Source organism: Pseudomonas asgharzadehiana (assembly GCF_019139815.1).
In the GTDB taxonomy this organism is placed as follows: domain Bacteria; phylum Pseudomonadota; class Gammaproteobacteria; order Pseudomonadales; family Pseudomonadaceae; genus Aquipseudomonas; species Aquipseudomonas asgharzadehiana.
Genome location: NZ_CP077079.1, coordinates 2,219,109 through 2,231,758, shown reverse-complemented (window position 1 = coordinate 2,231,758; position 12,650 = coordinate 2,219,109). Strand labels below are relative to the sequence as shown.

Here is a 12,650-nt window from a genome sequence, read left to right as displayed (position 1 = left end):
CGAAGACTCGAACCGACCATGAAGATCAAGCCTCTGCGCCTTGTGCAACGCCTTAGCCACTACGCCTACATCATGCTGCCGCTGCTGCTGGTCAGCGGCGCCATGGTCGCCGCCCTCGACGCCCGTGAAAGCCGCGCCCAGCCCGTGGACGGCGTGCAAACCCTGGTATTCCTGCGCCACGGTGAAAAACCCGCCGGCGGCCTGGGCCAGCTCAATTGCCAGGGCCTGAACCGCGCAATGAACCTGGCGACGGTATTGCCGGAAAAATTCGGCAAGGCCGATTTCGTTTTCGCCGCCAACCCGACGCGCAATGTCGAGGAAGGTGAGCTGGACAACTCCTATAGCTACATTCGCCCCTTGATGACCATCAGCCCCAGCGCCATCAAGTTGGGCCTGCCGGTGAATATCAAGTTCTCGGCAAACGACACCAGCGACCTGGCTGATGAACTGGTCGAAGACAAATATCACAATGCCACCATCTACACGGCCTGGTCACACGGCTATCTGCCGGAGTTGATCAACAAAGTGGCAAGTGAAGCCTCCGGTGAAAAACACACCATCACCGACGACTGGTCCGGCAGCGACTACGACACCTTGTATGTACTGACACTGACCTGGCACAACGGCAAGGCCTCGCTGCTGAGCCGCAACTACAAACAAGGCTTGAACGACGGCGAACAGACCTGCCCGGAACCTACACAGGTGAGTGCTGACAGCTGAGAGCGTATGATGCGCCGCTATTGACTCATCTACGGATCATCACCATGTCCAACCCTGCCTCCATCCAGCCCGCCCGGGGCTGGTCATTCTGGTGCAAACCCGCGCTGTTCCTGCTGGTCGCCTGCGTCGGCCTCTACTACGTGAAATGGTCGCCCTACTACTTCAAAGCGTTTGTGGCGGCGGATAACCACAGCATCGGCGCCTCGATTCTCAATGATCAGCAAAGTTCGCCCCTGGCGGCGGCGCTGGCCTACGCCCAGGTTTACTTCCTGGCGATCTGGAAAGCGGCTGTGCTGGCGGTAATCCTCGGTTCCTTGCTGCAAGTGCTGATCCCCCGCGACTGGCTGCTGCGCCTGTTCGGCCGTGCCGGGCTGGGCTCGACCGTGCGTGGCGGGCTGTTCGCCTTGCCGGGCATGATGTGCAGTTGCTGCGCGGCACCGGTGGCGGCGGGCATGCGGCGCCAACAGGTCTCGGTGGGTGCGGCGCTGGCGTTCTGGATCGCCAACCCGGTGCTCAATCCAGCCACCCTGGTGTTCATGGGCTTTGTGCTGGGCTGGGGCTTTACCGCGTTGCGGCTGGTGGCGGGCATCGTGCTGGTGGTGGGCGTTTCGCTGGTGGCGCAGCGCATCGCACGCCCGGACCAAGTGCCGGAAGCGGCGCTGGATGCTGTGGCCGAAGTCAGCGCCGCAGAGTCCAAACCGTTCCTGACCCGCTGGTTGCGCACGCTGTGGCAACTGTTCTGGAGCACCATCCCTATCTACATCCTCGCGGTGCTGGTGCTGGGCGCGGCGCGGGTGTGGTTGTTCCCCCACGTGGACGGGGCCATGGCCAACAGCCTGGTATGGCTGGTGCCGCTGGCGATTGTCGGCACGCTGTTTGTGATTCCTACAGCAGCCGAGATCCCTATCGTACAAACCATGATGACCCTGGGCATGGGCGCCGGCCCGGCCGTGGCCTTGCTGATGACCCTGCCGAGCGTGAGCCTGCCGTCACTGCTGATGCTGCGCAAGGATTTCGATGCGCGGGTACTGGTGACGGTGGCCGGGTTGACCATGCTGGTGGGGGTGGTATGTGGGCTGATCGGCGCCGCTATCCTTTAATCAAGGCGCGCTCGCGCAGGTAAGCAATCACGGCGCCCTGCTCTCCCGCAAACTCGATACGTGCGCCTTTGCTTTCGCGCTGGAAGGCGTACATCGGGTCGTAGTACTCGCGCAATAGCCCTTCGATCCAGCCGCGATGCAGCTCCACGGCGCCGCTGCGCGCCTGTTCCGCCAGGGCGTCCTGCATGATCGCGTGCAACCGCTGGAAGCGTTCGCCGCCCAAACGCTTGTGGATATTGGCCAAGCTCTGGGTCAGGCGTTCGGCAAACAACGCGTAGCCGTTTTCGCCAAACACCGCGATAAACTCGGCGCACAGGTTGATCACATAATCGCGCAGGATGCGCTCGACGCGCCCTTCAACGCTGTCTTCCAGCCATACCATCGCAAAGCCCTGCATGCCCTTGTGCAGTGGCAATGGCAGAGCGCAGCTGCCGATCATGCGGCTCTCGTCCTCGACCACGAAGCGTTCGATACCCGCCGCGCGTTTTTTCAGCAGGTCCACTGCCAGGCGGTTTTCGAAGTCGATGTTGGACGGCTGCGTCGTGGCACGCTTGCCGAAGCTGGAACCGCGATGGTTGGCGTGGCCTTCCAGGTCCAAGGCGTTGTTCAACTGGGTGAGCACCTCGGTCTTGCCGGTGCCGGTCATACCGCCCAGCAATACGAAGTCACACTGGGCCGTAGCCTGCTCGATGGTCTCCACTAGGAACGTACGCATGGCCTTGTAGCCACCGCCGACGCGCGGGTAGTCGATGCCGGCTTCGGTTTTCAGCCATTGCTGCACGATCTGCGAACGCAGCCCGCCGCGAAAGCAATACAGGTACCCGTTGGGGTTGGCCTGGGCAAACTGCGCCCACTGCTCGATACGTTCAGCCTTGGTGGCACCGGATACCAACTGATGCCCAAGCACGATGGCCGCTTGCTGGCCCTGCTGCTTGTAGCAGGTGCCGACCCGCCGACGCTCGTCATCGGTCATCAGCGGCAGGTTGACCACGCCGGGGAACGCGCCCTTGGTGAACTCGACCGGCGCACGGGTATCCATCATCGGCCGGTCGTTGAGGAAGATGTCGCGGTAATCGGTGATGTCAGCCATCAAGCCACCTCTACCGCGTTGCTCTGTCGCTCAACCAGTACGCCGATCGGCTCCAGGTTCAGGCCCAGTTCGGCGGCCACCGCCTGGAATTGCGCGTCGCCCTCCGGGGTGACGGCGATCAACAGGCCGCCGCTGGTCTGAGGGTCGCACAGCACACGTTTGTGCAACTCCTGCAAACGCCCCAGTTTGCTGGCGTAGCTGTCGAAGTTGCGCAAGGTGCCACCGGGTACGCAGCCTTGTTCCAGGTAGTACTCGACCCCTGGCAGGCGTGGGACTCTTTCATACTCGATACGCGCAGTCAGGCCGCTGCCGTCAGCCATTTCTACCAGGTGGCCCAACAGGCCGAAGCCGGTGACGTCGGTCATCGCGGTCACGCCAGGCAGTTTGCCGAAGCGGCTGCCCGGGGTGTTGAGGGTGCACATCCAGTCACGCGCCAGGCCGATATCCGCCTCGCGCAACTTGCCCTTCTTTTCGGCGGTGGTGAGGATGCCGATGCCCAAGGGCTTGGTCAGGTAAAGCTTGCAGCCTGCAGTGGCGGTGTCGTTGCGCTTCATATGGCGCTTTTGCACGATGCCGGTCACGGCCAGGCCGAAGATCGGCTCCGGCGTGTCGATCGAATGCCCGCCCGCCAGGGGGATACCGGCGGCGTCGCACACCGCGCGACCGCCACGGATCACTTCCCGGGCGATTTGCGGCGCCAGTACGTTCACTGGCCAGCCAAGAATGGCGATGGCCATCAAGGGGTCACCGCCCATGGCATAGATGTCGCTGATGGCGTTGGTGGCGGCGATACGGCCGAAATCGAAGGGATCATCGACAATCGGCATGAAAAAGTCGGTGGTGGAGACCACGCCGCGCTCGTCGTCGATGGCGTATACCGCTGCATCGTCGCGCGAAGCGTTGCCGACCCACAGGTTGGGATCAAGGTTCTGGGCGCCGCTGCCGGCGAGGATCACTTCCAGGACCTGTGGCGAAATCTTGCAGCCACATCCCGCGCCGTGGCTGTACTGGGTAAGGCGAATCGGCTCGTTCATGGTGGACCTCAAGCTATCAAGTGCGCCGATTCTACCAGACAGCAAAAAGCCGGCTGGGCTCTTGTGAGCACAGCCGGCCTGTTTGTTTCAGCGGTTACTGGCGGGCAGCGAGCAAACGCTTGTGGCGGTTGCGCCGTGCAATGTTCAAGCACTCGATGGCCGCCGAGAAGGCCATGGCCGCATACACATAGCCTTTAGGCACATGGGCTCCGAAGCCTTCGGCGATCAGCGTCATGCCGATCATGATCAGGAAGCCCAGGGCCAGCATCACCACGGTCGGGTTGTCGTTGATGAACTTGGCCAACGGTTCAGCCGCCACCAGCATCACGATCACCGAGGTCACCACGGCAATGATCATGATCGGCAAGTGTTCGGTCATGCCTACCGCCGTGATGATGCTGTCGATGGAGAACACCAGGTCGAGCAGCAGGATCTGCCCGATGGCCGCCGCGAAACCGATGGCCACGGTGTTACCCACTGTGGCTTTCTCTTCGGGCTCCGGGTCCATGCTGTGATGGATTTCGGTGGTGGCCTTCCATACCAGGAACAAGCCGCCGGCGATCAGGATCATGTCCTTCCACGAGAACGCTTGGCCGAACACTTCAAACACCGGCGCCGTCAGTTGCACGATAAACGCGATGGTGCTCAACAGACCCAGGCGCAATATCAACGCCATGCTGATACCGATGCGCCGTGCCTTGGCCCGGTGCTGCTCGGGCAATTTGTTGGTGAGAATCGAGATAAAGATCAGGTTATCGATGCCCAGCACGATTTCCATGACGATCAAGGTAGCCAGTGCAACCCAGGCGGTCGGGCTGGCGGCCAGTTGTAAAAGGTAATCCATGGTTCAGTCCTGACGTTGTGCTGGGAAATTAGGCTTCTTTGCTGTTCGATTCAGACGCTTGTTCTTGCTGATCGTCCTTTTTTTGCGGCGTGATCAAGCCTTGCGTCGCTTCACTCAATGCCTGCTCGGCGGCCTTGTGGGTGTCATCGATGGCTTGCTTGGCCGACTCAGTGGCTTTGCCCAGCACCTGTTGCGCACTTTTCTCGACCTGGTCGCAACCGCTGGTCATCACCAATGAAAGCGCAAGCAACGACGCCGCGCCCAGGGAATTGAGTGTCATGTTGTATTCCTCGTTAGAACCATTGGGTCCAAATAGTGGCCCCGCGATAGCGAGGCATTCTATGCAGGCGAACACTTCAGGAAAATTCGTATTTTTTTCGCTTATACTTCGGTTTTTACGAAGTGACCGCACCCATGCTCAATTACCGACAGTTGCATTACTTCTGGGTTGTGGCCAAGACCGGCAGCATCGTGCGCGCCTGTGAGCAACTGAACCTCACACCCCAGACCATCAGCGGGCAAATCAGCCTGCTGGAGCAAACCTTCGGTATCGCGCTGTTTCAACGGGTCGGCCGCCAGCTTGAACTCACCGAAGCCGGGCGCCAGGCCCTGCCCTACGCCGAGCAGATGTTCCAGACCGGCAATGAGTTGGAAGCCATGCTGCGCGCGCAACCCAATGAACAGCAGATTGTGTTTCGCGTCGGCGTCGCGGATGTGGTGCCCAAGTCCATCGTTTACCGGCTGATCGCACCGACCATGGAGTTGAGCGAGCCGATCCGTATCACCTGTCGCGAAGACAAACTCGAACGGTTATTGGCCGACCTGGCGATCCAGCGCCTGGACCTGGTGATTTCCGACAGCCCCATGCCAACGCACCTGGACATCAAGGGCTACAGCCAGAAGCTGGGCGAATGCGGCATCAGTTTTTTCGCCACCCAGGCACTGGCTGACCGCCATCGCGGCGATTTCCCACAATGCCTGCAAGGCGCGCCGTTGCTGATCCCAGGCGCAGAGACCGTGGTACGCAGCCGTTTGCAGCGCTGGTTCGCCGAGCAGCAGATCCAACCGAAAATCATCGGTGAATTCGACGACAGCGCCCTGATGCAAGCGTTTGGCCAATCCGGCAGCGGGATTTTTATCGCCCCCAGCGTGATTGCCGATGAAGTGGTGCGCCAGTACGGCGTGGCACTGATTGGCCAGACCGATGCGGTCACCGAGTCGTTCTATGCGATCTCGGTGGAGCGCAAGGTCAAGCATCCCGGCATTGTGGCGATTACCGAGGGCGCACGGCGCGAGTTGTTTACCGCCCTGCCCTGACCGGTCAGGCGCTGGACGCGACCGGTTGTCTGGCAGTCATCAACCATAGCGCCAGCAGGATCGACACCAGGATAAACCCGGATGCGGCAAACCCCAGGCTGCCCAGGCCAAAAGTGTCGATCACATGCCCGCCGACCAACGCCCCCAGACCAATGCCCAGGTTGCCCCCGGCAATGCTCAGCGACGCGGCAAAGGCCGGGGCATGGGGCGCGGCCTTCATCAGTCGCACATGGCTGACCAGAAACATCGCGGCCTGGGTCACGCCCCACACGGCCATTGCCGCCGCCAGGCCGGCGCTGGAGTGAATCGCCGGCACCAGCGCCACCATGCCCGCGATCATGAACCCGCAGAACACCATGGACGCAGCCCGGCCTGGGCGCGGGTGACCGAATGCCGCACAGGTCGGGCCGTTAGCAGCGGCATGCTAGACTCCGCGCCCTGTTTCTTACAGAACATTCCGCCCGTACTGCTGCGTCCTATTAAAAAAACTAGAGACAACTGTTTATGACTGCTGCCCCCACCCTGTTACAACGACTGATGCGCGTCAGCCTGGTCACCCAAATCGTCATCGGCCTGATCGCCGGGATTCTGCTGGCCCTGCTCCTGCCCGAGGCCGCCAGGGCTACCGGTTTTATTGGCAAGGTGTTTGTTACGGCGTTGAAAGCTGTGGCGCCGATCCTGGTGTTTGTGTTGGTGATGGCGTCGATTGCCAACCATAAGCACGGCCAGGAAACCCATATCAAACCGATTCTGTTCCTGTACTTGCTCGGCACCTTTGCCGCAGCCGTCGTGGCGGTGGTTGCCAGCATGTGGTTTCCGTCGTCGCTGGTACTCGCCAGCCATGACGTCACCGTCAGCGCGCCGGGCGGCATCGGCGAGGTGCTGCAAAGCCTGCTGCTGAGCGTGGTGGACAACCCGGTGAGCGCACTGATGAACGCCAACTTCATCGGCATCCTGGCCTGGGCCATCGGTATGGGCATCGCCATTCGCCATGCGGGCGCTGCCACCCGCACCGTGCTGGACGATTTGTCCAACGGCGTGACCCTGATCGTACGTGTGGTGATCCGCTTTGCGCCGCTGGGTATCTTCGGCCTGGTCGCGTCGACCCTGGCCACCTCCGGCTTCGGCGCGCTGCTCGGCTACGCGCACCTGCTGGTGGTACTGATCGGTTGCATGCTGTTCGTGGCACTGGTGGTCAACCCGGCGATCGTGTTCTGGAAGCTGCGTCGCAATCCCTACCCACTGGTGCTGATGTGCCTGCGTGAAAGCGGTATTACCGCGTTCTTCACCCGCAGTTCGGCGGCGAACATCCCGGTGAACCTGGCCTTGAGCAAGCGCCTGGGCCTGCATGAAGACACTTATTCAGTGTCGATTCCACTGGGGGCCACCATCAACATGGCCGGGGCCGCGATCACCATCACGGTATTGACGCTGGCGGCCGTGCACACCCTGGGCATCAACGTTGACCTGCCCACCGCCGTGCTGCTGAGTGTGGTCGCCGCCGTTTGTGCCTGCGGCGCCTCGGGCGTGGCCGGCGGCTCGCTGCTGCTGATCCCCCTGGCCTGCAGCCTGTTCGGTATTCCAAGTGAAATCGCCATGCAGGTCGTGGCTGTCGGTTTCATCATCGGTGTGTTGCAGGATTCTGCGGAAACCGCACTCAACTCCTCCACCGACGTGCTGTTCACCGCTGCCGCGTGCCTGGGCAAGGAAGAACAACCGGCCTGAATAATCCCCCGATAAAAGCCCGGTACGTTCCCGCCAAGAAACGACCGGGCGTTTTGGTTTTACGGGCCGTCAGGCACTGGAACTTTCAACGCGAAACCCCTCAAGCGGCACGCCATACCTTTTCTTGCTTTTAGGATCGTATGCGAACCACTTACCCAGCACCTCGTCAAATTTTGCGGTGATTTTTGATGTATCGCCGAGGGTGTAGGTGCCTACCGCAATACCCTCCTGTTTATCCTGATAAGCCCGATTTACACCGCGGTTGGTGGAGACTGCCTTCCAAGAAAAAGTGCCTTTGCCCAGCAATGACTGATGCAGTGGCAACCCCCTGCTGACAATTGCCTTGCCTCCCGCAACGGATTGGCCGCACTGACGGCTGCGCGTGCCAGTATGCCGCCGGCCTTTTTCACCTGGCCCCCCAGGCCTGCAATTTTACCGGCGGCGAAATAGCCACCTAACGCAAAGCCAAAAACGTCGAAGCCCAAAAATGCGAGCCCGCCGCTGACGTCGCCTTTTTGGAAACGATCGATGGCCGATGCAAAAGGCACCAAGGCTCGGGTGACTGCCTGGATTTTTTCAAACTCCGTCACTTCACTGTCAAAGGTGGTAAAGCCCCTCGCCGCCTTGACCAGCTCATTGCGCTCGCCTGGTTTGAAGAGGTTATTGAGGACCGTATCAGCAATATATTGGGTCCTTGCAGAGTTGAAGGTCTGCACGAGCGCTGGAGATTCGTCCCGCGCTTTGCGTTGCTCAGCCTCAGCCCCCTGCGCCTTGATTTCCCGTATCGACTTGTTGCGCCCCAAATGCACCCACTCACCTTGTCGGCCTGGCTTAAGATCGGGCGACAGATCCGTTCGCTTACGCACAAACCCTTGCTGGGGATTCACCTCGTACACGGTTTTACGCCCTTGGTAGGTTGTCACGAACAGGAGCGAGCGGTTGTCGTCGGGCTGCCGACTCTCGTAGGAAAACTGTTCGACCCGGTTTGCAAAGTGGCTGGTACGCGTCACATCTTCTTCGGCATAGACACTCAATTCACCGTATTCCAAGGCTTTCTTATCATCCTCAGGCAGTAGCGACATTAAATGTTTGATCGCAACGTCCGCGCCCCCCTTAAGCCCGGCGTAGTAATCCGTGACGTTTTTTTCGAACACTTCGTTAATCGGCGCAAGACGGTAGAACGCCTCTGAAATTTGCTCAAAAGGGACGGTTGAGTCCTGCGAATACCAGCGTGTGTGTTTGGGCCTGTCGAGATAGAGGTCCAGCATCGAATAAGGTCCGAGCAAATCCCGTTCCCTCTCAGCAGGCATCAGTACTTTTTTTTCGAAGTCTATGTCGCCGTAGGCCTTGAAGTGCGCCTTTAGAGTTGCGAGCGCCAACTCTTTTCGGGTGGCTAACTGCTTACGGGACGCTTGCGAGGCTTTTTTCAACGTATCGAAGCGCTCACCGGCCAGGGCACTGGCACGTTCGATCTCTTCGGCCGAGTAATTATTGTCAGGCCGCTTCTCGATGGCACCGTCCGCCACCGCCCAATGGATCAACCCCTCCCGCCCAGCCAATGCCTCGACGTTTTTTTCTTCGGCAGAAATCGGACCAAGGTCGTCCTTGAGCAATTGCTCGTAGGATTTACCTGCCGTGGAGCCGGGGGCACGGTATTCGGCCTTGGCGACAATAGACTTCAGGCTGACCCAGGCAGGCGAGCCATAAGACACGTCATCCGGAATATCCTTGACCAGTAATTCGGGCGCATGGTGTGACAACAGCAGGTAGGCGGCAACCGGAGCATTTTTGCCGTAAGACCGACGCAGATGTTCAGTCAGACCATGAGCGACCACAGACAGTGGCTTACCCCAATGCTCACGTTGCGACAGGTCGAACCCAGCCAGCCTGTTCTTTTCTTCCGGGTGCCAGAACGCCTGCGGATTCAAGCCGATCTGCAAAGCGGAGAGCGCGCGCTGCCAGCCCCCTGAAACTGGGCTCGCAGCGCTTCACCCAGCGCCTGTGCGGCGGGGGTTTTCAACAGTTTCGTTATCGCATCGCGCGGATTTTGCAGATCCGCCTCGGACCAGTTGACGGTTTGACTCAGAAACCCGAACGCCGTTTGGCTCAACTTCAGCGACTTGAACTCGGGCAATTCAAATGTGTTGTAGTTAACCGCGTCGTAAATTCGCTGCTGTTGTGCCCGATCAAGCGGAATGGGCCACGACAACCCGCCGCCCAGATCACCGTGCGGCGGTCGGGAGACCTGACGACGGAACAGCACTTGGCCCATGTTTTTAAGTTCGGCCAGATCGACGGGGCGATCCCAACCTTGCCCCTCCATGAATTGTAAAAGGCTCACGGACTGCCCCGCCTTCGGCTGGTTATCCACGTGAAACCCGGAACGCGGGTCCAGCTTGAACGGTTGATTTCGCAAAAAAGTCGCCAACCCCTCTGCATGGTCGTAGGGCGCGCGGCTTCGGCGCGAGTGAATAATCGCCTGCTCATCGAGATAGGCCGGTGCCTTGACTATCGCCGCCACCAACGCATCCCTGAACCTGAGCAGGTCGCGTTTATCGGCAATAAGGCTTTTATGGGCGTTGAGTGCCTGTTCGGACCTCGCTTCTCCCGCACCCGCGGTCGCAAATCCGCCGTGCTGTTGCAGTTGCTGAGCACGCTGACCATCTTTGAGCGGGTCGTCGTGGAACGTTTCGCCATAGAACTGCGCCACCATGGAAACCGGCACACTGTCGGCATACACGGCCTTGCGCGTAATCCCGTTGGGCGCCAAAGCGTGAGCGGCAGTCAGAATCGCTTGGGATACCTGCGCCCACCCCGAGTCGTCATCGAGAGAGAACCTGCATTGCTCGCCGTTTTTATTCCACGCCTGCAGCTCCCCCGATTGAGGGACGGAGCGTCACCAAGGATAGGTGAAGTCCGTTCGCGTTAAACCATGTCAAAAAGTCTTTGTCTTCTAACGCCGCACGTAATTGCGCGCGCCACTGGCCGAAGCTGGAGTTAAGCGCAATGTCCGTGATGTCCCCAGCGCGCCAAGGAGGCAGTGTGCTTTCTTCGAGGGCCTTTGCGTATTTGGCCGCCAATTCACTGTTGCCCTGATCGCGTAATGAGGACCGATGGGCGCCCGCCTGCGTCGATGAGCCGTCTTGCGCCACCTCGCGCCGGCTGCGCGTCTTTGGCTCAAGTGGGTTATTCGGGGCTGGTTGCGGTAGGACACAAGCTTGCGAAGGTGCGGCAGCGGGCGCCGACTGGAGGGTATTTATCATTAAGCCTTTCGCCTCTAAAGCGTTAGATGAGTGAAGTGGGTACCTCCCTTGAGTGTGTCCGCTGACGCATCGGTTGCCCGCAATTGTGTAACGCCCTGCGAACAGCAGCAGGTCAAACACCCGCACACAAAAAAGCCCGGAATCGCCCATTCAAGGGCGGTTCCGGGCTTTTTCAGCGCCTGGGTTTAGAAAGCGCCCATGTAATCACGCTTGCCCACTTCCACGCCATTGTGACGCAGCAAGGCGTAGGTGGTAGTGACATGGAAGAAGAACTGCGGCAGGCCGTAGGTCAGCAGGTAGGATTGGCCGCTGAAGCGCTTCTCTTTAGGCGTGCCCTGGCGGGTGATGATCTCGATGCCTTCCTTGCCGTCGATCTGTGCTGGCGTGATGGTATCGACGAATGCCAGGACCTTGGCGATCAGCGCTTGCAGCTCGGCGAAGGTCACTTCGTTGTCTTCGTATTTCGGCACTTCGATTTCAGCCAGGCGGGCGGATACGCCCTTGGCGAAGTCGACGGCGATCTGCACCTGGCGCACCAGCGGGAACATGTCGGGGAACAGGCGCGCCTGCAGCAAGGCATTAGGCTCGATGTTTTTGGCGCCCGCGTGGGCTTCGGCTTTGTTCAGCACATCGCTCAGGGCGTTGAGCATCTGCTTGAAGACTGGGACGGAGGCGGCGTACAGGGAAATAGTCATGACAGTCTCATCGGTAATGGCAGGGTAGGAACCAGCGGCGATTATAGCCATGCCTGCCGCTTGTCTTTTATTTTTTCAGGATTAGGCTAGTGGGCTTCACAGCATAGGGAACGCGCGATGACCGCCGAGCACGACACCGACACCCCTGAGCCGCGCCTGAACAGCACGGAAATCCGCGTCCTGGGCTGCCTGATCGAAAAACAGGCGACCCATCCGGAAACCTACCCCCTGACCCTTAACGCGCTGGTACTGGCCTGCAACCAGAAAACCAGCCGCGAGCCGGTGATGAACCTCAGCCAAGGCCAGGTTGGCCAAAGCCTGCGTGTACTCGAAGGCCAAGGCTTTACCCGCCTGGTGATGGGCAGCCGCGCCGATCGCTGGGAACATCGCGTGGACAAGGCACTGGAGCTGGTGCCGGCGCAGGTCATCCTGATTGGGCTGCTGTTTTTGCGCGGCCCGCAGACCGTCAACGAGCTGCTGACCCGCAGCGGGCGCATGCATGATTTCGAAGATGCCGAGCAAGTGGTTCATCAGCTCGAACGCCTGATCGCGCGCGGGCTGGCGCTGCTGGTACCGCGCCAGGCGGGGCAGCGGGAAGACCGCTACACCCATGCGCTGGGCGACCCGGCGGATATCGAGGCGATTATCGCGGCGCGAGCAAGCCCGGTGGAGCGCGGGGCTGGAGTGTCTGTGGACCGGATTGAAGAACTGGAAGCACGCATTGCGGCGCTGGAAGAACGCCTGGCGCAGTTGGAACAGGCGTAATACAGGCAAAATGGGCGGTGCGACGATTCGAATTGCTCCGATAGCGGTGTTTCAGACATATGAGCATTGACTGACCCTCTGCTATCGGGAGCAAGCC

12 protein-coding genes and 1 pseudogene are annotated in these 12,650 nt (G+C 60.2%); 5 read left to right on the top strand and 8 right to left on the bottom strand.

Annotated elements, in window-relative coordinates:
• Positions 1-18 precede the first annotated feature (18 nt).
• Both KSS96_RS10410 and KSS96_RS10405 read left to right on the top strand, forming a co-directional pair.
• A complete protein-coding gene (locus tag KSS96_RS10410) occupies positions 19-720 on the top strand; it encodes a hypothetical protein (protein WP_017526771.1) in 702 nt (233 codons plus the stop codon).
• 44 nt (positions 721-764) lie between these two features.
• Positions 765-1,820 carry a permease gene (locus tag KSS96_RS10405; protein ID WP_068931631.1) on the top strand — a complete coding sequence of 352 codons (1,056 nt, stop codon included), beginning with the start codon at positions 765-767 and terminating at the stop codon, positions 1,818-1,820.
• On the opposite strand, the gene mnmH is transcribed toward KSS96_RS10405, so the two are convergent.
• From mnmH to KSS96_RS10385, 4 genes are all read right to left on the bottom strand, one after another.
• On the bottom strand, positions 1,810-2,913 hold the full coding sequence (mnmH, locus tag KSS96_RS10400) for a tRNA 2-selenouridine(34) synthase MnmH (protein ID WP_026067177.1): 1,104 nt from the start codon (positions 2,911-2,913) through the stop codon (positions 1,810-1,812). The genes KSS96_RS10405 and mnmH overlap by 11 nt on opposite strands.
• Positions 2,910-3,944: a selenide, water dikinase SelD gene (selD, locus tag KSS96_RS10395; RefSeq protein WP_116079843.1), complete on the bottom strand. Its 1,035-nt coding sequence runs from the start codon at positions 3,942-3,944 to the stop codon at positions 2,910-2,912. Before selD ends, mnmH begins: the two co-directional genes overlap by 4 nt.
• Before the next feature lie 94 nt (positions 3,945-4,038).
• Positions 4,039-4,788, bottom strand: a complete 750-nt coding sequence (locus KSS96_RS10390; RefSeq protein WP_017526767.1) for a TerC family protein — start codon at positions 4,786-4,788, stop codon at positions 4,039-4,041.
• A gap of 28 nt (positions 4,789-4,816) precedes the next feature.
• On the bottom strand, positions 4,817-5,068 hold the full coding sequence (locus tag KSS96_RS10385; protein WP_017526766.1) for a hypothetical protein: 252 nt from the start codon (positions 5,066-5,068) through the stop codon (positions 4,817-4,819).
• A gap of 134 nt (positions 5,069-5,202) precedes the next feature.
• On the opposite strand from KSS96_RS10385, the gene nhaR reads away from it, so the two are divergent.
• The gene (gene nhaR / locus KSS96_RS10380; protein ID WP_017526765.1) at positions 5,203-6,105 is read left to right on the top strand and encodes a transcriptional activator NhaR; all 903 of its coding nucleotides are present in this window, start codon (positions 5,203-5,205) and stop codon (positions 6,103-6,105) included.
• Positions 6,106-6,109: 4 nt separating this feature from the next.
• Here nhaR and KSS96_RS10375 read toward each other — a convergent pair.
• Positions 6,110-6,469: pseudogene (locus tag KSS96_RS10375) on the bottom strand (MFS transporter); the annotation flags it as partial.
• A gap of 140 nt (positions 6,470-6,609) precedes the next feature.
• Here KSS96_RS10375 and sstT point away from each other — a divergent pair.
• A complete protein-coding gene (gene sstT / locus KSS96_RS10370) occupies positions 6,610-7,830 on the top strand; it encodes a serine/threonine transporter SstT (protein ID WP_065876544.1) in 1,221 nt (406 codons plus the stop codon).
• Positions 7,831-8,081: 251 nt separating this feature from the next.
• Here sstT and KSS96_RS27980 read toward each other — a convergent pair whose 3' ends face one another.
• The 3 genes from KSS96_RS27980 to KSS96_RS10360 all read right to left on the bottom strand — a co-directional run bounded on the left by KSS96_RS27980 (position 8,082) and on the right by KSS96_RS10360 (position 11,788).
• Positions 8,082-9,770, bottom strand: coding sequence for a hypothetical protein (locus KSS96_RS27980; RefSeq protein ID WP_225913320.1), 1,689 nt, complete (start codon positions 9,768-9,770; stop codon positions 8,082-8,084).
• Entirely contained in the window at positions 9,755-10,570 is an 816-nt protein-coding gene (locus KSS96_RS27975; RefSeq protein WP_225913319.1) for a hypothetical protein, read from the bottom strand. The genes KSS96_RS27980 and KSS96_RS27975 overlap by 16 nt, the downstream gene beginning before the upstream one ends.
• Positions 10,571-11,278: 708 nt before the next feature.
• Complete coding sequence (locus KSS96_RS10360) at positions 11,279-11,788, bottom strand: DUF1993 domain-containing protein (protein WP_065876542.1); 510 nt, start codon at positions 11,786-11,788, stop codon at positions 11,279-11,281.
• Positions 11,789-11,905: 117 nt separating this feature from the next.
• Here KSS96_RS10360 and KSS96_RS10355 point away from each other — a divergent pair, with 117 nt between their 5' ends.
• The gene (locus tag KSS96_RS10355) at positions 11,906-12,553 is read left to right on the top strand and encodes a YceH family protein (RefSeq protein ID WP_065876541.1); all 648 of its coding nucleotides are present in this window, start codon (positions 11,906-11,908) and stop codon (positions 12,551-12,553) included.
• Positions 12,554-12,650: the final 97 nt, after the last annotated feature.